Origin of the sequence: Chloracidobacterium sp., assembly GCA_016711345.1 — a bacterium.
In the GTDB taxonomy this organism is placed as follows: domain Bacteria; phylum Acidobacteriota; class Blastocatellia; order Pyrinomonadales; family Pyrinomonadaceae; genus OLB17.
Genome location: JADJTD010000001.1, coordinates 897,430 through 919,710 on the forward strand (window position 1 = coordinate 897,430; position 22,281 = coordinate 919,710).

The following is a 22,281-nucleotide window of genomic DNA, read 5'->3' on the forward strand; positions in this document are numbered from 1 at the left end:
CCTGCGAGACGGGCTAAAAGGATCACCCCACCCTTCACATTTTGGCTAATAGATTACGGACGGCGATAATGAATACCGGTTCCACGTCAACAAGGCCTCGACTTACAATGTTATTGAGATCCGTCGCTACATTGCCGCGGAGGCGGTCAACTATGGTTTGATCCCAGGCGACCGGCTCAGCAAACCCCCGGTTTTGTGCCGCGAACTCGTTAAATGTTCCGACAAAATCTGCAAGCCGCCCGAGATCGTGGGATGGGCCGACAGGGGTCGTAAAGAAGTCCTCGCTTATGACCGTGTCCCAGGTGAATTCCTGGCCGTCCCGAACGAAATTCTCACCGGCAACGACATCCGTATTGTATCCGACGCCGTCTCTCAAAATACTCGAACTGACGAGTCCGAATGCTGCCTCCTGCTTCGGTAGCTTGCTGAGTTCCAAACTGAACGTACCGCCCGGGTCGGTTCCGAGCGCCCGTCTGAAAATAGTCTCAAACAAACTCGCAGCCGTCTGATCGACTTGCATATTACCGTCGCACAACCATCGAAACATTCTCGATCCATTTCCGCCAACATAGATGCCCGGAAGCTGTTCCGTAAACAGATCTTTGTCGATGAGATGTTTCAACCCCAAGCCGATGTAATAGAAGAGCCCCGACAAGCCAAGTGCGAGATGTTGTCGCAGCTGTTTGATCTCCGGACTCGCTGATTGCAGCGGCAATGCATCAAACATTTCCTCGCTTCTGTTCTGTAGCAACGCGTCCGTCTCCGCCCACAACTTGGCGTCATCGCCATTCGCACTGATCCGATCAAGCTTGTCTGTATTGATCCCAAACATTCCAAAGATCTGCGGATGGTTCCTGAGATAGTTCAAGAAAATATCGCGGCCCGCCAGCCGCAGCGAGATCTGCCAGAGCAATTTGTCTTTTTGCCAGACCGAAACGTCGGAGGTGCTGCTTCCGATATCAATAAAAACAGCGCTTAATGCGGTCGCCGCTGCCTGTTTTTCACGAAAGTAATTAGCCGCGGCAACGCTTTCCGTAAGCTTGCCCGGAGGTTGGAATGTGATCCCCGTAAGTTCCGCGCAGCGCTCGACTATCTGATTCCAGATCGTCGAGAAATTATTTGTTTTGTCAATTGAAAATGCCGTAGGAAATGAGAAATTCCAGTCTATGCCTGAAGCCCCCTGAGAGGCCAATTCGACCGTGGTTTGAAGACAGATCTGGGTCAGCAGGGCTTTGACTCTAAGCTTGCTCTGAGGATCGTCCGACCATTTCAGATCGGCGTAAATGTCTGGCCGATTCAGATCGGAACCCGAGTCAAAGGTGTAATAGTGAATATGACCTTCGAGCATCGGCTCGATATCATTCAAACCCGGGTCATTCCTAAACTGTTTGAAGAGACTCAGAAATGGCACATCTCGATTTTCCGGAGGCAGGAAAAAGTCAAGGGTTTTCGCTTTCTGAACATCACTAAGATTGGTCACTGTCAGCTTGTGATTTCTGATCGTTAACGGCGTGGCATTAGTGCCGCCAGAACTGTAATAGACAGTCGTTCCCGAGGCTCCAAAATCCACCCCGACGGTAAAAGTGGTCGGCTGAGCCCGCGGTGTGATCGGGTCATCCAAAAACAGGACGCCGATGTCGTTGTCGCCGGACTGGCAGACAAGGGCCTCAGGGTACTGGTTCATCTGCCAAACGCACTGCAGCGAATTCGTAAGGTCCGTCGGCACAACAGCACTGTTTGGCGTTCCTGTCTTTGCCAATGGCCTGATCTTGAAACTGTCGCCTACGCCGTCAGCCGAATACGCGACAAAGTACGAGTTCCAGTTTGCGACCCTGAAATTTGGAAAGACCTCGATGACCGGGACTTCGTCAAGATATTCAAGATCTGCGGGAAGATATTCCTTGGTCACAATGAAGGGCCGGCTTGTCTGGTCGTCCCCAAGTGACAGCGTGAGCGTGGCACGAAGGCCCCCATCTGTTGTCCGTTCAAATTGCAGTCGCCCTAAGAGATCTTCGGGGTCTAGATAATTCAGAAGCTTTTCCCGTATCGGCAGAATTAAAGAGAGATCGGTTGGGCGTTGATCATTTACCCAGCTTTCCCCCTTCGTGCCTGGAAACGCATTTGGCACCCTGAAGAGTGTAATGCGTTCGGTAAAAAACTCCTTCGCATTCCAAACTTCGGCATCGGGAATATTTATTCCCGCGAACTGAGTGTGAACGCCGTCAGGATGTCCGGCGGGTGTAAGATCGCTAAGCGTCTTCGTGCCGACCTGGATCTGATTGGGCTGCACACCCCATTGCCCTGGGATCTCCTTATCGACAATGAGTATCGGCGGGTCGGCAGTGCGGCCGGGAGAAGGGATCAATCGCACGGGGGACGGCGGAGCCTGCGCGGCGGCCGAGGGATACCCAAGAAACGAAAATATCCCGTGATCCGGGGAAATATTGAACCCTGGTGCTGCCGGAACGAACGTAGTCGCCGCGGCAGCCAGATCATCGTGAAACGATCGTACGAGCCCTGTCAGGCTGTCCAGAATGTTGCTGTTGGTCCCGGGATTACCCTTCAGGGAATGTAGATTCAATAATAGATTTGAGAGCCAGGAAGCGAGCGCAGGTCGCTCAATTACGTTCAGGTGACTCATTGGATCTTCTAAATGCTCGGTGTTGAACCACTGAACGCCCGTTATGTGGTTGAAATAATGCGTTGACGTATACACCAGGGTCGTGGGCGACGTCATCCCGATAGGCCTGTCATGAAACCCGTCATGAAAAAGAACGATATATGAATTTTCCCAGGAAGTGTCGGGACTCAAGGCGGTGTCCGGCATCAGCTTTGAAGCCGCATCCAGAAAAGCGGTATTGACATCCGGGTTGGCACTGGCTGCAATATGGATAGGTTTTAAGGAAAGATTGTTAAGGTTCTTGACGGCTTTCAAGGCCAGGATCGCCAAGAGCCCTCGCCATTCCCCCAAGGTTCGTTCATGCATTGGATGCGAACTGTCGAACAACGACATCTGGAAAAGCAACGGGCGAGCCCAGATATCAGGGATCGAGTTGATATGTATCCGGGCCGGAGTCACTTTAAGACCCCTTCGAAGATCGTCCAGATCTTTTGCCGAACGGACATCCCACTCGCCTGGCGAGTCAAATGACGTAACTGTTGCTGTTGTCGTAAGTTCAGGTAAAAGTGGTTCCGGCATAATGGTCTCCTAACTGCTCAGTTCCCGCATTGACGATACAACTCATTTAGAAAATGCCAGGTCCCGTTTTCTTTGTTTCCTTTTGAACGGGCTCCGCACATACACTCCCAAACGTGCGAAAGAGTAGCCGCGTCAGATTGCATATTCGGGAGCGATATAGCGGCAAAGCCATTCGGATCAATAACGGATTTGAGAGTGACATCCCCTCTGCCAGCGGCGTCGTTCTCTACAGCGGTGAAGGTTGAGATCTCCACGAGATTGGAAGCTTTTGTTTGTTTACCCGAAATCGAAAATTCAACCCGAGCAATCCAAAGCAGGAATGCCTCGCAGTATTCCTTGACTGATCGGAGCCGCCCGCCAAGCTCATCCCGGATCGGGACATCCTTGAATTCAAAAAAACTCATGTACCACGGCGACCTGTAGCTCCGCCCGTGTTCTGAGATGTCTTTTAAGATCGGGTGGTACTGCGACAAATACGCGAATGCAAATCGGGTCATCTTCATAAGCTTGTCCTGTAGTTCGTCGCCGTTTGACGGAAGATCATGCCAGCCTAATGCATCAGATTTGGAACGAGCAACCATCTTATAGCGACTGCCGTTAGCTGCAGCTCCATTGCCGTTAACGTTACTGAAAAAATCGACGGCAGCAAGCGCTGCATAGAGTTCGACAAAATGCGGGTCATTCTCCTGCAGCCGGCCGCCTATCTCTGATTTCCGCATCTGCAAGCGATCTTCACTTCCAAGCACGAAGGTCTCGTCAAACACCTCAAGATCCGCCTTCTGGTGGTAATACTGAAGGGCAGCCTGAGAACTTAGCAGAAAATCATCCGAGCTCGCCGCGATGCCATTTTCAATAGGCTGCGAAAATGAGAAATAGGGCAAAAGCAGTACACCGCCAAGTTTCACCGGTGCCTTCTGCGGATTCGGAAAACTCTCAATCCAAAGTTTAATTATCTTGGCGATTGTCGGAAAACCGGCTGCTCCGGTTCCTCCGAAGATCGAACCGAAAAGGACTATCTTGACACTTTTAGCATTGCCGACCTCGCCCTGCATCTTTTGCTTGATGCTTTTCCATGGTTCCGCATTGTCCAAATTGATCGCCGAGGCCATAACGGCCGCGCCTATCGCCGGGCGGCCTCGAAAACCGACTTCAAGATTCGTTTTTTGCTCTTCCGGACTATAGAGGAGGTTGAAAAGGTGTCCGGCTTCCGGACTGAGCAAGTTGGAATTGAAGAAATTATCGAGCTGACGCTTTCCGTTTTCAAGCGGTGACCAAATATCAGAATTGGGTTCTGTCGAGCCTTGCTTAAGCGTAGGGTTGATCGGCGTCTTGAAGAGGTCAAATCCAGCAACCCGGCCAGCCCGGCAATCCCGGTAGTTGCTGAGAAGGGAAGTGGCCCTTCCCAAGCTGCCGTTCGCACCGTCAGGATCGACGAATAGCAAATTAAGATCTTCCTCATCCGGCATTAGTCCGGCCGCAGCGAGGTGAATTAGGGATTCAAGGCATTTTGCACCCGTACCGCCGATGCCTATTGCGTAATAACTCATAGTTCATTGCCCTCAAAAATCAATTTCTAACTCCAGATCCGATTGACTCTCATGGCTCCCGGAGCAACGTACTTGACGGTCGTTGGAGAGAAAAAGGACGATCCATAGTATATAAACACCGCATTCAACAAGTACGCCCCGACCGCGAGGACTTTTCCGCTATCCTGCGTAGGATACGTGTAGGTCCATCCGATGGACGCCACCACGATCAACATGAATACGAACAACGCGGTCCATACAAGACGGCCCCCGGCCTTCTGCCACCGGTCTATCTTGTAATACCAATATCCGATCGAATGCCATGCCAAAGTGAAAACCAAAGCCGTGCCGAGCTGCGAATATGCGACATCACTAAAGTTTTGCAGCCAGTCCTGCTGACTTGTCCCAGCAAACGGGCTGACGTCCAGCTGGTTCTCGAAGTACCAGGTTTCGGCCCATAACAGCAGGAACCCGATCAAGAAAAACACTGCCGCCGAAATTAGTCCGATGATATATTTAGTCATAATTAGGATGTTCTCGCACTCAATCTTTCAACACCCGACCTAACCGTTCCTGAAATAGCAATAAAAATCAGCGACCTTCGGGTTATTGACCTGTCGATTGGTCTCCCACAAGGTTTGAAGAAACGGCGCGAGATTATAAGTTTTGCTCCCGTCAAAGGTCCCCGCATCGCGGTGCCACGTTTCTACCTGTTCCCCCGTCATGTTCCAGTCGTCGATCCATGCCGGCATGAGATAGCTGGCCGGCCTGAGGATCACATGATATCCGCAGATCGCCTTCGGATCCAATCTTTTCGCCTCGATCTCCAGTTTTAATCCGATCTTTTCGTTATTGACCAGTTCACCGGTGATCCTTAGAGCCGGAGCGATCGCAGGATTCGGGATCGTCTGACCCACGGCATCCGCGTTACCCGCCTTCTTATCTGAAGACGAGCAAGTGAAAGCCTCTATGCTGGGCTGAAGATGTTCGAACGCAACCGTATTGGCGAGCGGCCTGTACGGGATCTCGGCCGAAATTGTTCCAACCGGAAGATTCCCCTTTACCTTAAATTCCTTGTATGACAGTTCGCCCCGCTGGGAGGAAACTAGAACCCCATTGACCTCATTAACGCCTTTTGTTTCGGTTATCTTCGATTTGGCCCACGTCGCCGGCTGGGCGGTCAAAAACTTTGAGAAAATGACCTGTTGTTTATCCGGAAACCCCGACATTTCGACCGCGACGAGGGTATCGAAATAACGAGCAATATCGGAATGGGTGCCGAGCGCCAGAAGATAGAAAGGTCTAAACGTTTTTGATTCACCGGTGCTGCTGTAGCCGAACGAATAGTTATTCGTGCCCACATCAAAGATCCTACCGTTATATTGACTACGGATCCCGAGTATGCCGACGGCCAGGTTGTTGGAAATGAACTTGCTCTTGATCTTCTCGCTTAGCTGGTTTATATCCGCCCGCTCCTGGAAAAGGTCGGTGACGATGATGGTGAGGGCCTCCGGATTGGCCCGATCGATCACCTTTTCGATCAGTGTTTTCTTATTGATCGAACCGTCCGCGTAAAACGCCTTTTGCCCCGCATCGCCATAGCTGCGACCCGGCAGATCGATTATCTCCGTTCCGAATTTGTGGAAACTGATCTGGCCTCCATTTTTTATTACCGCACGCTCGAGCATGGGAATGCTCTGCTGGTAAAAACTCAGCGATCCGTCGACGGCATAACCCTGCATCGATAAGGTGGCGTCGATAAAGACGTCCGTTTGAAGATTTGGATTCGGTGGAGAGATAGATTCTTCCGGGCCTAGTAACAGCGGCGGATCGCAAGTTGCCTTACTTCCGCAGGAAGCTGCAAAACAGATGCACGCTAAAATCATCCCTGTGAGAAAAATGTGGTTTTTCATGAAAAATACACAAAAACCATCACGTTCGATCGCTTTCCTATTTGGAATCCGACCGAACGTAAGGGCACATCCGCGGAGCGAGAGTCAAAACGAACTGCCAAGTAGCCATTACGGCAACTTTTGACATTCAAACCAAACGGATTATAGTCAATTGAAAGCCCAACAAACTTAACAAAATGTTTACACACAGTCAAGGAATGCAGCCCTTTATAGACCAGCCGAATGGAAATGCCGGTTTTCGAATAATACGGTATGAGCACCGGCGTTCCGATACGGTGGTCGTTTCGGCCGTTACAGGGCTGCCGCCGGAACGTAAGGAACGTGCGGAGCACCGCCGGAACATTTTCGAACAGATTATTCCATTGCCACACTTATCATGAATCAAAGATTTGAATTGTCCGTGAGTGCAATGATGCGTCCCCAGTTGTTGATACTGCTCATTTGCCTTCTGCTGTCGAACGCTTGTATTCCGAGAACAAGGGTCAATAATTCGGCTCCGGCTCCGACGAAGGAAATTCCCGCTTCTCCATACCCAAACGAACAGCCCAGGCAACAGCCGAAAGACCCCGATCTCCCTGCTCGCACACTGGTTGGACGAGTCGTTGGGGTCCATGACGGTGACACAATAACGGTTTTGGATGAAAACAAGGTTCAGCACAAGATCCGGCTCAGCGGGATAGACGCCCCGGAGATCTGCCAGGATTTTGGTCACAAGGCCAAGGAGAAAATGGCAGAACTGGTTTTTGGAAAGCAGGTGACCGTGCTGCACGACAAAGTTGACCGATATGGCCGGTTGGTCGGCAAGGTGCTGGTTGACGGTCAGGATGCAAATCTTGCCCTTATCGCCGACGGATTCGCATGGCATTTTAAGAAATACGAAAGCGAACAGACTGCGGAAGACCGTGTGTTGTATGCCGACGCTGAACAAAAGGCACGACAGGAAAAAAGAGGGCTTTGGATCCAACCGAATCCAATGCCTCCCTGGGAGTTCCGCTTAATCAGAAAATGCAGCGGCAAGGAGTGAAAAGAACCAACCTCATGACGACGTGGTCTATGATACACAAATGGTTCTGCAATCGCTGGTTGGCAAGGCCGCTGTATCTCATTACCTGGAAGGCAAGATGGAAACGATACGGAAGACCCTGGCAGCTTCGGAAGTTTATGTCGAGGTTGGATACTGTGGCAGCCAAGCCGGTCGACCGGGTCCAACTGTTCGGAGCGGAAGGTTGGACGTGTGTCCTGATGGCTCAAGGCGATATCAGCGTCCCAATCGGGCTCGTTCTTCTCGAAACAGACGGCAAAATGATCAAACATATTAGCATTTGCACGGTTGTCCCCGATCCCGCTTCGGCTGTCAGAACAGGAGAATATCCGGAATGAGCGACATAGCGATGATTAGTTTTAAGGGTCAAGAGTATTTCGACGACCGGCTTTTCATCTTTTATCTATGCAAAGCCGAGGTCGACGAGAAGCCGGACGGTGATGGTGTAATTTGGACAACGATTTATCACGAGCAAGCTCCATTTGAACACATTTGGTGTGTTGTTACTTACAAAAATTGTCCCGGTTACCCTATTTCTCACACAAGCCACTTTGCCGAAGTGGATCGGGCCGTTGAGTTCATGGAGATGTATGAGCCGGAAACTCCGCTGATAAGCCTAAAAGGCGGGTCGCCACAACATCTCGGTTCCTATCAGGAATATTTATCTTGGAAACTCATGAATAACATGAGCGAATATGATTTCCGAGTTGTAGTTAGCCCTGGAGGCACCAATGCCAAAGAAATTATTGGTCAATCTATTGATCAATTTAAGGGGATTATGTAGGAATTTGAGGCAAACCGAAACTGGAGTCCGTCAAATTGTCAGACAATGAACTGCTGGATTCAATTCGCAATTATGCCGCTTAGGAAAGTATGCTTCTTTACATTGTTTTAGTTCACGATCTTAATACGAAAGGGGAAAACACAAGATGGAGTTAACGAAGTTTGGTTTCTGGAATCAGTTCTGGGGACCACTAGAGGAGCTTCAACAGCTGTTTGATATTAATAGTCTTGAGGATCTCCACAAGTATGAATTGGGATTCTCGCCTAGTGTCCACGAAGCCTTGTGCAGACACCTTAACCTCTGTGAATTCCTGATAGAAAACAAAGACAAGATCAAGACCGCTTTGGGCGGCGCGGACGATGAATTCAAATCCCGACTCATGGGCGACTTAGGCTTGCTACTCCAAATCTTAGAGTCGGATCGCAGGAACATGAATGAGATTGCGGAAAGGACGCGAAACACGGCCTACCGCATAGAAGAACTTCGGAGAGATTTGGAGTCCTACGCAAGAGACAACGATATAAGACGATTCGTTACCGCTCAAGAGAAGGTGTATGCGACGGTACTGACGGAACTCCGATCCGGCCAAAAGAAAACCCATTGGATGTGGTTCATATTCCCCCAAATAGATGGTCTGGCGATGAGTCAAACATCGAAACATTTTGCGATCAAGTCTGTAGAAGAAGCTCGCCGGTACCTCGATCATCCCCTGCTCGGGCCACGCCTGATCGAATGTTCGGAGGCGGCGCTTGCGATAAAAGACGGATCCGCAGAGGATGTATTCGGATACCCTGACGACATGAAACTCAGGTCGTCGATGACTCTTTTCTCTTACATAACACAGCCAACTTCAAAAGAGCCAACTTCCGTATTTCGCTCGGTTTTGGCTAAGTATTTTCAAGGAAAGACTGATGAAAGTACCATCGATATATTGAAAGGCCTGGCGAATTGAAGGGGTCATCAAGAGTGATGGAACCGTTTTCCTGTATTGCGTTCATAATTGTGCGATCACCAAAGTGGTTCGTCCAATTTTGTCCTATAAGCGGACGATCAAGACTCACGCGTTGGATACCCCCCGGGGATGTATTTATGTGAGTAGGAGATTAGTTAGATTTCACATAAAATCTTAACTATTAAGTAACAATGCCATTAAACTAAATGCAATCTATACCTCGCTCAATCTACGAACTTTTCGACACCAAGCATCGCTACACCGTGCCTCTTTTTCAACGGCAGTATGTGTGGTCAAAAGAAACGCAATGGGAACCACTTTGGGAAGATATTCTCTCTAAGACGATGGATCGCTTGGAGCATAAGGACTCGTATCCACATTTCATGGGTGCAATGGTCTTTGAACAAATCTCAACGTTTGGCAACCAGGTTCCTGCCCACACAGTTATAGATGGTCAGCAACGTCTCACAACGCTGCAGCTTTTTTTGGCCGCTTTTCGCAATTTGGCAGCGAAATACGACTTTCCGCAATATGCCAATGATATAGAGAGCCATATTTTCAATACGGGTCTCATTGACGAGTCGCGCAAATTTGAAGGCCGGCTTACGGAACAATTCAAAATCTGGCCGACGAAGTCAGACCAGCTACAATTTTGTAACGTTCTCGAGTCAAAATCGCGCGTAATGCTAGAAGAAAAGTACCCGGCTGTTTATGAGCGGCGAAAATTGAAAGAGCGGCCAAAAATGGTCGAGGCTTATTTTTATTTCGACTCGGTTCTCGAGGCTTACATTGCCGATACAGAGATCGAATACACAACGGAACAACGCATCGCGGCTTTGCACCAGTCGCTCAACCGGGACCTGCAGGTAGTGTCCATTGAGCTCGAGAATAACGACGATGCCCAGGTTATTTTCGAGACGTTGAATGCTCGCGGGCAGCCGCTGCTCCCATCTGATCTTTTACGTAATTTTATTTTCCGTCGTGCAGAACTAAATGAGGAGAATCAGGACCGACTCCATGAACAGTATTGGATGAAGTTCGAGGACGATTTCTGGCAGCAAGAAGAAAAACAGGGGAGGTTCAAAAGACCGCGGATTGATCAGTTCATGCAGCACTTCCTTGCTCTGAAAAAGGCTTCAGACGTTAACGTAGGACATCTCTTTGAGGAATATAAAGGTTGGATAAAGAACGAATCGCCATACCCGTCAATAGAAGACGAATTGGTGGACCTTGTCCGCTACGCCGTAGCTTACTCTCAACTTGCAGATCGAAAGTCTGGCTCGGTATTCGGGGGGTTTGGAGCGAGACTGTCGGTACTCGATATCAGCACCATCTACCCGCTGTTATTGTACCTTTTAACAGACGCCGAAATGGACGAGAACGATTTGATTAGCGCGGGCAAGTATCTTGAATCATATCTCGTAAGGCGGCTCATCTGCGCGAAAGGAACAAAGAACTACAACAAAGGTTTTCTTCAGGTAATGCGCGAAATGCAGATCAGCGGCGGAGGCATTGATACCTTGCGTGACCTCCTCATGGGTTTCACGGGTGAAGCGGGCGTTTGGCCGGATGATGAAGACTTTGAGAACGGATGGATGAATTTGCCCGTGTATGACGCCCTCGGAACCCGTCGTGTCGAGCTGTTTCTCCGTTCGATGGAGTATTCCATGAGGAGCAAAATGAACGAGAACATAATCATTAACTCATCACTAACTGTGGAACACATTATGCCCCAAAGCTGGCACGCCCATTGGCCGCCACCAACGGAGACTCATGCGTTTGGTGCGACACCTACTCCGCCGGAAAAACTTGTCGATAGGCGCAACAAACTAATTCATACTTTCGGCAATCTGACCTTGCTGGTTCAGCAGCTGAACTCCGCTGTCAGCAACGGTCCGTTCGAAGCAAAGAGCGAGAGTATTCTGCAAAACTCGGATCTCAGGCTTAACGGCTTCTTACGCGATGTCACTCAATGGAACGAAGACGCTATCGCATTACGGGGAAGACATCTGTTCGAGATCGCAAAGGAGGTATGGCCATATCCCGGGCCGCGAGAAAAATAACGAGCGTTAGTTAGTCCTAATTAGCGTGTTTGCTAGGTGCTCGATGACATCGAGCTTCGAGAGCTGTGCGAGCCACTCGGAGGGTATAGCGGCACGACCATAGTAGGCTCCTGCGAGCTGGCCGTAGATCGCACCGTAGGTGTCCGAGTCGTACCCGAGGTTTACCACTTTTAGAGCTCCCTCCCGGAAACTATTTGTGTGATAAAACGCCCAGAGAGCAGCATGAAGGGACACGACCACATAACCCTGGCCAATATTCGAGATTTGCGGCGGCTTTCGGCCCTTAAACGCTCCGTTTGCGATGTCGGCGATTCGCTCACTTAATGGTTCCGCTTCCCAAAGTCCAGAAACGGGGCTGAAAGACGCTGACATAATTTCATCTTTCGTCTTTCCCTGCAAGGCTCCAATTATGACTCCTGCGAAATAACGGCAACCATCGATACATTCCCTGGCACCATGGGTTGTCCGGGAGCTCTCAGCCGACAGTCTGATCGCTTCACGCGGATCACTGGCGAAAAATAACGGCACGGGTGCCAAACGCATCAGCGAACCATTTCCCGCGGCTGCCGGACTTACCGAGCCACAAAAAGGATCACTTTCACCTGTTTGACGCTGATATTTTTCCAGTGCAGCACGGATCGTCGTACCAATATCGAATGCCACGCCATTGCTGCTCAGGTATCCTTCATTCTTCCACCTCAAATATCGATCCATTTGGTCGGTGGCATTGAATCCGCCCGTTTCGATTAAGCTCTCGGCCAGACACAGGGCCATTGACGTGTCGTCAGTCCACTCGCCTGGCTTTAAGCCAAACGGTCCTCCGCCGATCATGGTTGTTATTTCGGGAAACGTGCCCGCCGGCTTGAATTCCGCTGTTGTGCCAAGTGCATCGCAAACGGCCAATCCTAACAAACTGCCGAGAACGCGTTCACGAAAACTTGGGATCTGGAATTCGACGACGGACACGTTCCCGCTATCTTCGTCGGCCACAACGAAACTCCCGATCCCCAGGCTTTCAAGAAATGCCCGTAACATCTTTATACCGTTCTCTCGGCTGCTGTGGGATTCCATGTAATACCCGCCAAACTCTACGGGTGCCAGAAAATTGCTGCCGTCTTTATGGACCGGGGTACGCGATAAGAAATTGCGTTTCCGCCCGGAAGAGATCGGGAGATCGAGGTTGACTAATGCGCCTCTCTCTACAAGAAGTCTAAGTACTTGAAAATAAAGGTCAGGGTTGTGCTTCGCGGTGATTTCCGTACCATCAACATTTATTTGGATCTGTTTTCGAGGCTGACCCTTCCGTACGGACTTTGTTCCTTCGAGTTCGACTGGTCGATCATCACTTGCCAAATCAGCCTGTTGTGGCCACTCTTCGGGCTGGGCTTCCCCCAACATATCCACCGGTATCGGATGAGTTTCTGATATCACAATTTCCGCATATTCGAGGGCAGCCTCAAGGCGGCGTGCGAGATCCGGAGTTGACGTCCGCAAGCCTTCGACCCACCCGTCCGCATATCCCCTTTCTCCCTGAGCAAGATGCCCCATGGCGCAGCAAAACTGATGCGACGGATCCTCAAGGTCCAAATGGTTGTCAGCTTCAATATACTCGATTCCCGCGTCGCTGCCGGTCATCTTACGTTCCCATGCGGCACCAAGAAAGAACACGGCAGTAAAATTAATGAGGAACGCCCCTTCATCATCGACCTTTATATTCACGGCATCCTTGTACGACTGAATTTCGTTATCAAGCTCACCCAGCTCCCTGAAACACATACCTTTCAAAACGTGAGGGCTTGTGTAGAATGGAAAACGAGCAATCACATCATCACAAACGGCAAGCGCCCCCCGATAATCGCCTTGGAGGAATGTCCAATATGCGATGTTGTAATATGCGCTCTCGTCGTCATCGTCAATTTCCAAGCCCTGTCGCGTTGCCGCAACCGCATCATTAAAGCGGCCTGATTCAAAATACGCAACCCCCAGCATGAAATAAGCGGGAGCAAATTCGCCGCTGATCAATATGGCCTTATTCAGAGCCTCGACGGCTTCCTCGTAACGGCCAAGTCTAATCAACCCGTTTCCGAGATTATATTGGGCCCCGAAATATGAGGGGTCTAGATGCAATGTTCGTTCGTACGCCCTGATCTCGTCCTCGTACATTTCGTTACGTCCGAGGGCGACGCCGAAATTGTATTGGGTGGTCGGATCATCGGGCGTCATCTCAACCATCTGACGCGTTACGTTTAGCATTGCCTCAGGCTCCAGTTCGTCGACTTCGAAAGGTCCGACCGTATAGAACGCCTCCTCAAGCATGCCGGCACTCGGGCGAGTAAGCTTTCTTATTGACTGAAGCTGCTGTGGATTGATCTTGCCGTCGATCAGTCTTAGTCGATCATCCTCGCCATCGAATCGGAGATCAGCTGCGAGGTGGTGGATATCGATCTCCCGAAGATACTCTTCGGTCCCGGACTCGGGGAATGCGTAGTACTCGGCCTGCCATAGACCGGCGTCGGGCATGCGACGGATCGCTTCCTCGTATTCGACAACTTCGCCAACGCCTAGACGCCCTGCGAGTACCAACCCCCTTTCTTGCGTCAGTGTCACGATCCAAATGGTGTCGCCAGGAACCACATTCACCAGCTGATTACTCGCAATGACATCAAGCGGCAAGTCATTCGATGCGTGTTCCTGGACGCTGCGCTCCTGCCAGTAGAGCAGATAATGGTCGCCTCGTTCGGCCATCACCTCGCGCCATTCTTTTTCAAACTCTGCAACGAACTCTTCGTGTTCAGGACTCTCGACGGCTCCCGGCCTCGCATCGCGCACGAGCTTGATGGCCCCGCTGGCAGAAATCTCCGCATCAGTTGCCGCGATAGCGATGCACGCAGCCGTTAGCCCCGCGAACTCCGGTTTGTCCTTGCAGTGGACTATGACGACCTCGCCGTGCCTCAGCGCCTCCTCGAACTTCGCCGCCATCGAAATAAGGTCGCTCATCGACTCCGGCACAGAGGCGTCGGCCGGGACCTGAAGTCGAATCAAATTGATGTCACCTTCCTCGGCTAAATCCCCTATCTGTAACCGGTCAAACTCACTCTCTTTGAGAAGCGACGTTCCCGGCGCAAAGGTGATTCCCAACCGATTCAGGAGTGGAATTTCGCGGCTGCGAAGGAAATCGACTCTGATCCGGTGCGGCTCGTACTTTTCAATTTTGGAGTCTTCCATGCCTTCGGGTGGAAGTATGGGATGGGTTTCTGACGTTTTCGCTTTCTGGGTTGTGGGCTCCGCTGCACGCGAAGAGACCTCTGTTTCGTCCTCCACCATCGTCATATCATCTGACTTATCCGGCACGCCATCATCTAATATTCCCCGAGGTTCGACGATCCTCAACCGTTCCAGAGCCCCCGCGATCTCCAGCCGCATTACACAGTGCATTTCGAGCCCAAGTTCCCGCCGGTCAATGAATTCCCCAAGCCCCAGGATCCAGTATTCTTTCCCGCTTCGCGGCGATTTTGGTGCGGGATAACCGATCGCCTTGTAGAGGCGTTTTGCAAGACTTCCGTACTGTAGGTTCGCCACCTTGTAATCATCGTAACCCGCCGCCGTCGCAAGTTCACGCATAGTCACGGCATGCCCGCCTGAATAGTAGTGAGCCCTGAGCATTGTCATCTGCTGAGGATTGATCTTATCCAGGATTCGTTCAAAACCCTGCACGCATTCATCAACTGAAGGTTTTTTCATAATAGATTCGCTCGCATCTCACTTTAAAAATAGACGCCGATTTGGCTTTCTTCAAATCTATGTTCGTTCGCGACGCGGATGATCGTTTTAGCGATCTTAGCCCCGCCAACCACGGAAGGTTCGATAGGGTTGGCATAGTCTGCATCTTCATCGCAAACATATCGGAGATCTATTAGCGGGAGGCCGGCAAGAAAAGCCTGTCGAATTATCACGTCGTTGAACGATGCAAGCGCCGCCACGGCGACCTTCTGCATCCTCGCGTCAGGGTAGCGTGGATAGTAAACCGTACAAACGGCGATTGGCATGTCTAATTCGCGCACCTCATCCAGCATTCTTTTGTAGCGAAGCTCGAACCTCGCCGATACATTTGAAAGCTCATTGAAGACCTGTGCTGCGGAAGTTGCCCGCATCTGTAATATGCCCATTTCGCCAAGAGCATCATTTCCGCCAACACTGACAAAGAGGTGAGTGGCATCCGCAGGCACCCTAGGAAGCTGCGTTGCTACGCTGTCAGCAACGCTGCCGTCAATAGCGAGAAGAGTAGCGGTCCAATCATCGGGCATCTGCTCGCGGAGATTCGCGATCGTGTCCTTGCCGCCGTTAACATAGGACCTGTTGTCGAATATGGAATCCCCAAGTAAAATTATGTGGTTCATAGTCTCAGAATAATAACTTTGCCAAAGCAAGCACTGTTACTGTCAACGTCAGAACCACACCGGCACAACCCGACCCGGAGCCGTGCGAATCGTCCGCTGCTGCATACGCCAGCGTGATGTCGTTAGCTTCATCGTCGTTGGGCCATTCAACTTCTTGCTTGTCGTCGCTATCGTCCATTGAGTTTACACCCCGTGATCTAACAAGATCGGTAGAATTTCAGCAGCTTTGCCCGAAATCGAGACATCAACGGAAGCCGTAAGCTCGGTCTCTTCCGGATCGCCGGTAGGGGCCTCAATTCGAGTCTATACCCTAAAACTACAAATCTCCTTATAGCTACACCACCGACATGTATCCTCATCTGGAGTGGCCACGAACTTACCGTTGACTATCCCTTCAATTAACTCTGACACCTGTCCATCTATTTCAGCCAAATCGGCATTCTCGAACTTGTACAACACATCGTGTCGAAGATAGGCAATGTAGGCCTTTGGCTTTCCGAGCGCACGGGCGTAGGCCCACAATTGGAAACGGTGTTCCTCCGGACTCATTCCTGAGTCCGTTTTGAAGTCCAGGACAAAATCCGGGCCGACTAGATCGGCCGTTCCGTAAAGCGTTACAGGGCCAGCCTGATATCGAAACTGAACTTCCTTTTGAACTTCCATTCCACGCACCTCAGCGAAACAATTTGCCGAGCGGAATGCACGAGCTAGCTCCAGTGCAGTGTTCACCTGCGCGTTTTCTAAACCGTCAGCGAACGGTCTTAAACTTTCAAGGTCATCAAGATCGAGCTCAAGAGCTTTGTGCGCCAGTGTGCCGATAGAGCTGGCGGTCGCGAACCCTTCGCCCAAACCGGGATGGCCCGTTACATATCGATAATGAAATCGTTTAGGACACTGAGCGTAAGCAGTGAGAGCTGTGACCGGAATGCTTGTCAATCCTACCCGGAGCGGCTCGATCTGTATCCTCTCGGGCATCACGAATGGCTTCGGCTCGCCCGGAGCAGGTGGAATGGCGAGAGCGTCACGGTACGGAATCTGTTCATCTGGAATTCCGGCAGCTTGGAGACCAGGCCTCAGGAGATCAACTGCGTGTCCCTTTTCCTTTGTTGCAGACAGGACCACTTTCTCCTCGGCGCGCGTCATAGCAACGTAAAGAACCCTCTTACTCTCTTCAGATTCACGATCAACCTTTCTTTTTTTCAAGAGTTTATATATAGACGGTTCTGTCTTTTCATAGCCGTCTGACTCCATTTGAAAAGCGACACCCAGTTCGGTGTCGATCATCAACGGTTCGATCGCTGTCTTAACGTCCCGCGCCAAATCGGGAATGAAAACCACCGGCCATTCCAGACCCTTCGCCTTATGGACGGTCATCAAGGAAACCGCGTTTTTTGAATCCAGCGGGGGACGCGGGATATCGATCTCGGCATCGAATAGCTGCTTGAAATAACGGGATAGGCCGAATATATCTCCCCGCCCCCCCATCTCTTGCTTGCGGAGCAAAGCAAGCATGCCGCGCCAATCTGCTTCGCGGCGCGAGCCATGTGCGAGGTTGGAGACCACCGCAGAATATCCTGTCAGATCGTCCAAGAGATTGAGCAATTCCGACGGACGCTTTCTGACCCGCGCCGCCAATACTCGCGAAAGGACCGAGTAAGCACGTTCCAATTCACCTATGTCACAGGTGCCCAATGCAGCCCACCATGAAATTCCTTGTGGTGCCGCGGAGACGAATTCAAACAGCATCTTGTCACTTACTGCAAAAAACGGGCTTCTGAGTAATGTTGCCAGCGGGATGTCATCATGCGGATACGCAAGAAAATCGATCGCAGCGCATGCGTCAAGAGCCTCTCTTGTTGCAAGAAGGCTGCCGCCGCCCGCATGAACAGCGGGGATGCCTTCGGCGGCAAGTACATCGGCATAAACATCAAGCGGAGCCCATGCCCGTGACAATATGGCGATGTCACCGTACTGGATTTCTCCCGAGTTGGTGATTTCCCTGATCTTTTCGGCGATAAACCGTGCCTCCACCACCAACTGCTGTCGTTTATATGTACCTTCAATTTTTTCGACTACATTTACGGTGATGAAAGGAGCTGAGACGCCCGTACGCGGTTCCGAACGATCGGCTTCAAGATCCTGACGCAGCTCCGCGAGGACGGGTGCGAAGATACGGTTCATGGTATCAACCAGCGGAGCGTGCGACCGAAAGGTTCTTGACAAAGGCACCTCCTTACCGCCCTCCGTTGAGAGAATCAAGCTTCGAAACTCGCTGAAAACATTTATATCCGCGCCTCGGAAGCCATATATGGCCTGTTTTTCGTCGCCCACGATAGTCAGAATTATCCCAGCGGTAAGGAGCTTCAAGATATCTGCTTGAACCGGATTTGTATCCTGAAATTCATCGACTAAAAAGGCCCTCCACCGTGCCGCGTAATGGGCTCTGACGCTGGGGTCCCGCAGCGCTTTTAACGCATATACCTCTAAGTCCGAAAAATCGAGAACGCGTTGGCGTAACTTTGCCGCCTGAAGGCTTGTTCGCAACTGCTCAAACGCGCCTTCGAGGAGCTTCAGCTGCCGTCCAAGTTCACTTTCGTCTGCGGTGAATTGAAGTGTGGCCTGTTCGAAAAGCTCAGATACATTTGCTTTCAGATCCCGCAGGCATGCCTGGATGTCATCCTTGCCGCCGTCAATCCAGTTTTTGGCGGTTCCGACATTTGTCCTTACCGATTTCAGCACTCCCAACGCTTCAGCGATATTCCTTCCTCCCTCGGCATTGGCTATCGCGATGAGGGCGTCTTCACGGGACGTTTCAAGCAGATCGCCGCTTGCGCCGCTGAAACTCGGCAAGGTGTGCCGTGCATTTTGCCATGCATCACTGGATATCAGTTCCGATTGGGCCTCATCCGCCGCCTGTCGAATAGCAACCTCCCAGTTGGCAGAACCTCGCGCTAAAGCCATTTCGGAGGCTAAGGGGTCTTGCATAAGCTGTCTTAATGCATTTCCTAGCCAGGTATAGCCGAGCTCTCCGACAATCGCCGGGTCTATCTCGCCAATAGACTCTTCAAATTGAGCGGCGACCCACATTGGAGAATCCGCGTCATCCAGGATTTCGAAGTCGGCAGGAATTCCGGCGATGTAATAAAAATCACGGCAGATCCTCGCTGCCAGCGCATGCATGGTACTGATCTGCCCCGCTTCTACTTCCGCTATCACAGCGTTGCTGGCGGTCGATGCTGCAATCGTTTCTCTGATACGGGAGCGGAGTTGGGCCGCAGCCTTATCGGTAAACGTGACTGCGACGATTTCTAGCGGAGAAAGTCCGTCCGTTTCGATATGGTGCAGATATCTCGACGCCAACATGTGCGTCTTTCCCGTGCCCGCTCCAGCGGTCACAGCCACACTGCGGGGGGCTTGGGCAGCTTCGAGTTGTTGGGTTGTCAGGCTCATTCCCGTTTTGATTTCCTATCGAGGCGCGAACCCTTGCGGCAAAGACGATCAAAATCGCAATATTTACATGCGTTTCCGTCGACGTCCGGATCCACGACAAAGCGTCCCGCATCCAGGATCCGACGCACCGTGTTAACGAGCTCTGTGATAGATGATGAATCGGGCGGTTCGATCTTTTTCAGGACTTTACCCTTTGTCAGCGAATAGTAAATGCCTTTTTTCACAGACTTCCCGGGATAGAGTGCAGGGAGTGCGACAGTTGAGTAAAGCGATAGCTGGATATCCACCAGTGTTTTGCCTGCAGCATTTTTCACGCCCGGCGATACGCTGGAGCTTGTCTTATAGTCAATCGCGATCAGTCCCTCTGCGGTTTCGTCAATACGGTCAATACGTCCTGTAATTGTGAAATCGTCCCATCTAGTTTCGTAAAGCTGTTCGACAGCAACGACCCTTGCACCCACTTCGAGAAATGCATCGGATCTAACAGCTTTCCGGAGGGCCCGCAAATGTTCGTTGCGTTGGGGGCCCCAGTTAGGAAGCACCGGTAGGCCAAGTTTCTCGTCAGCCTCTGCCCGCTCGAAACATACGTCCAGAACCTCGAGAGCCGATGTCCGAATATCCTCGACATCCTTGGCATGTTCAACCGCAAGCTCGAGAACTTTATGGTAAAGACTGCCTTTCATTGCCGGGCTAAGCTTGGTCTCCGTTTCGTCCGCCGGTCGTAGTTTTAGTAATTTCTGAGCAAACCATTTGAAGGGACATTGACCGATGCTCGTGAACTGCGACGCGCTCCACGATGCCTGATACGGATCAATTTTAATACCGATGGCCCCGTCATATTCGTCGGCAATCTCCACGCTCTCCCTGGACCTCTCTATTGCGAATTGTTTTCGAGCTAAACCGAGCGTGGCGTCGGATCCGGCGTCCTCAGTCGTCCGCAAAAGAAAATGGCGTAGCCCAGCGATGCTTGACACGGATGTTATATCCACCAACTTGGGCTCGACGCCCAGGCTGGCAAAATATGCATTCGCGATCTTCTCTGCGCCATCTACCGTGACCGGATAGCTCAGGCTGATATTTTCGGCGGCAGTTAGCAGCGTGAAATAAAAGGACAAAGCGGACCAGCGAGCAACCTCGGCCGCTTCCTCAAACTCTATGCCGTACTGATTCAATTTCCTTCGCTCGTAAAAATCGATGACCGCATTGTCAACCACAGCGCCGGGCAGCATTCCTTCCGCCATGCCAATGACAAACAGTTGCTTATAAGCCGCGCCTGAGATGGTATCGGGATTGTGGAACGCAACACCACCTATGGAGGGTTCAAACGGCACTTGAATATTCGCGAGGAGTTCCTCGACCAGAAGCGAAAACTGATCTCGACCCGTTTGCCGGTCTGGATCATGCACCCGAAGCTCATTTAGGGATTTTAGAAAGAGATTGAATGCGACAATTTCCCGCGCTACCTCACCCGCACGCCTTCGAATTTTCAGGGTTTGCAAAGCCCCGGTGAGACAGTCGATCCATGTCGAAAGTGTGGCCTCTTCCAGCCATTCAAGGCAGCTAATGTCACCGGCGATTTGCCCCCATGCGGCGGCTCCGTTTGTACGGATCTTACGGGCCGAGGGCCACGCGTTACCCGCCAGTCCCGGTCCAAACGGATGCATCAGTAATCTCGCCGTTGTCTCGAATTCGAGTCCCGTGTTCGCCGCCCTTATCAGCAGAGCGATAAAGCTGCCAACAAGGGTTGAGTTCAAAGGAAGCCTGTGCCGCATCTCGACCGGAACGCCATATTCACAGGATAAGGCCGATATCAGGGGCGGGTATGTTTCAAAATCGCGAGTCACAATCGCTATCTCGCCGGGAGCGAGCCCGCCATTTATTAGCCGCTTGCATTCACTTAAAACTCCCCCCACCTCTAATTCCGCATTTCGATAGGCGAGAGCTTGTATCTTGGGGTCTATAGCACCTAAATCGGTAAATCTTCGGGCGGCAACTTCCCCGACACCAACCGGTTCACTTTGCGACCGATCAGTTTTCCACTGTCCATGAGACTCTAACCAGTTTGCCCATTCGAGATTCCCTTTAAAAATTGGGTTCCCATGGCACGGAAGGTAAAAGACGCTGCCTTCGCCGGCGATCGCATTAATGAAGAAGATCTCTTCTTTACGCGCTCGAAAGTAGCCGTAGATGCATAGTGGCTGCGGCTCAGGTTTCAGCGTAGCCGCCTGCCAAACAACCTCAGCATTGTCCACCAAGTTTTGTCCGCGCAACCGCCGCTGGTATTCGCGGGCAATGCGCGCAAGTTGTTTTACCTGCGACGACCCGTGGGCTTCCAAGGCATCAATATCAATACCGGTCCGCAGAACCGTTTCAAGGATCTGCTTTATCCGGACCGCGAGGGCCTTAGGGTCTCCTCCGGAAACGGTCGCGGAAATGGCTTGCTTTAAGGTTACCGATGCGTCGATCTGTGATGCTATAGAGATTCCTGAATTCAGTAGGATTTCGCTAGCAAGAGCATGTAGGCTCCGTGAAGTTAGGCCGAAAGCCAATGCGGCGGCCCTGTGCGGCGTCACTACGTGCACATTATCCAATATTTTCCCGACTGCCGGAAAAGGACCGGTTTTGAGTATTCGCATCATTATGAGGGCGGGTACTATTTTCTGATTGCTGCCTTTTATAGAGGAATGTTATGCCCAGTTCTTGCTCAACGCAAATCGCCTAAACACTTGATTCATAAATATGCTGGTAAGCGTTGGGAGGCTAGACTCAGATTCATTTCTCGTGATCTATCGACGGACCTAGTATAGCCTTTGTGTTTATACTGGGTGGAAATACTTGTATTTGAAAGTCATTTTATAATCTTAAACAAGGTTCGTCCGGATAACATGAGTTCTTGAACCTATCTACGGTGAATCGAACCTGCTTCCGACCGCATTCGTTCTTCCTGGAAAGGTC

At 51.1% G+C, this 22,281-nt stretch carries 14 protein-coding genes; 5 read left to right on the forward strand and 9 right to left on the reverse strand.

Annotation, left to right across the window (positions count from 1 at the left end):
- Positions 1-34: 34 nt before the first annotated feature.
- From IPL32_03690 to IPL32_03705, 4 genes are read right to left on the reverse strand one after another with little or no spacing between them, the layout of a single operon-like run.
- Positions 35-3,199 (reverse strand): hypothetical protein, encoded by a 3,165-nt coding sequence (locus IPL32_03690; GenBank protein MBK8464911.1) that lies wholly within the window; start codon positions 3,197-3,199, stop codon positions 35-37.
- Between the two features lie 17 nt (positions 3,200-3,216).
- On the reverse strand, positions 3,217-4,746 hold the full coding sequence (locus IPL32_03695; protein ID MBK8464912.1) for a hypothetical protein: 1,530 nt from the start codon (positions 4,744-4,746) through the stop codon (positions 3,217-3,219).
- Between the two features lie 26 nt (positions 4,747-4,772).
- Positions 4,773-5,249: a hypothetical protein gene (locus IPL32_03700; GenBank protein MBK8464913.1), complete on the reverse strand. Its 477-nt coding sequence runs from the start codon at positions 5,247-5,249 to the stop codon at positions 4,773-4,775.
- A gap of 39 nt (positions 5,250-5,288) precedes the next feature.
- Positions 5,289-6,638, reverse strand: a complete 1,350-nt coding sequence (locus IPL32_03705; protein ID MBK8464914.1) for a hypothetical protein — start codon at positions 6,636-6,638, stop codon at positions 5,289-5,291.
- 412 nt (positions 6,639-7,050) lie between these two features.
- Here IPL32_03705 and IPL32_03710 point away from each other — a divergent pair, with 412 nt between their 5' ends.
- The 5 genes from IPL32_03710 (at position 7,051) to IPL32_03730 (ending at position 11,479) form a co-directional block, all read left to right on the forward strand.
- Positions 7,051-7,662: a thermonuclease family protein gene (locus tag IPL32_03710; GenBank protein MBK8464915.1), complete on the forward strand. Its 612-nt coding sequence runs from the start codon at positions 7,051-7,053 to the stop codon at positions 7,660-7,662.
- Between the two features lie 137 nt (positions 7,663-7,799).
- Positions 7,800-8,018, forward strand: coding sequence for a hypothetical protein (locus IPL32_03715; GenBank protein ID MBK8464916.1), 219 nt, complete (start codon positions 7,800-7,802; stop codon positions 8,016-8,018).
- Positions 8,015-8,464, forward strand: a complete 450-nt coding sequence (locus IPL32_03720; protein MBK8464917.1) for a hypothetical protein — start codon at positions 8,015-8,017, stop codon at positions 8,462-8,464. The genes IPL32_03715 and IPL32_03720 overlap by 4 nt, the downstream gene beginning before the upstream one ends.
- Before the next feature lie 430 nt (positions 8,465-8,894).
- Complete coding sequence (locus IPL32_03725) at positions 8,895-9,416, forward strand: DUF1810 domain-containing protein (protein MBK8464918.1); 522 nt, start codon at positions 8,895-8,897, stop codon at positions 9,414-9,416.
- 206 nt (positions 9,417-9,622) lie between these two features.
- Positions 9,623-11,479, forward strand: a complete 1,857-nt coding sequence (locus tag IPL32_03730) for a DUF262 domain-containing protein (protein ID MBK8464919.1) — start codon at positions 9,623-9,625, stop codon at positions 11,477-11,479.
- A 6-nt stretch (positions 11,480-11,485) separates the two neighbouring features.
- Here IPL32_03730 and IPL32_03735 read toward each other — a convergent pair whose 3' ends face one another.
- The 5 genes from IPL32_03735 to IPL32_03755 form a co-directional block, all read right to left on the reverse strand.
- Entirely contained in the window at positions 11,486-15,220 is a 3,735-nt protein-coding gene (locus IPL32_03735; protein MBK8464920.1) for an ADP-ribosylglycohydrolase family protein, read from the reverse strand.
- A 23-nt stretch (positions 15,221-15,243) separates the two neighbouring features.
- On the reverse strand, positions 15,244-15,876 hold the full coding sequence (locus IPL32_03740) for an SGNH/GDSL hydrolase family protein (protein ID MBK8464921.1): 633 nt from the start codon (positions 15,874-15,876) through the stop codon (positions 15,244-15,246).
- Positions 15,877-15,880: 4 nt separating this feature from the next.
- On the reverse strand, positions 15,881-16,054 hold the full coding sequence (locus tag IPL32_03745) for a hypothetical protein (GenBank protein MBK8464922.1): 174 nt from the start codon (positions 16,052-16,054) through the stop codon (positions 15,881-15,883).
- A gap of 125 nt (positions 16,055-16,179) precedes the next feature.
- Positions 16,180-19,326: a UvrD-helicase domain-containing protein gene (locus tag IPL32_03750; protein MBK8464923.1), complete on the reverse strand. Its 3,147-nt coding sequence runs from the start codon at positions 19,324-19,326 to the stop codon at positions 16,180-16,182.
- Entirely contained in the window at positions 19,323-21,965 is a 2,643-nt protein-coding gene (locus tag IPL32_03755; protein ID MBK8464924.1) for a PD-(D/E)XK nuclease family protein, read from the reverse strand. Before IPL32_03755 ends, IPL32_03750 begins: the two co-directional genes overlap by 4 nt.
- Between the last annotated feature and the right edge of the window lie 316 nt (positions 21,966-22,281).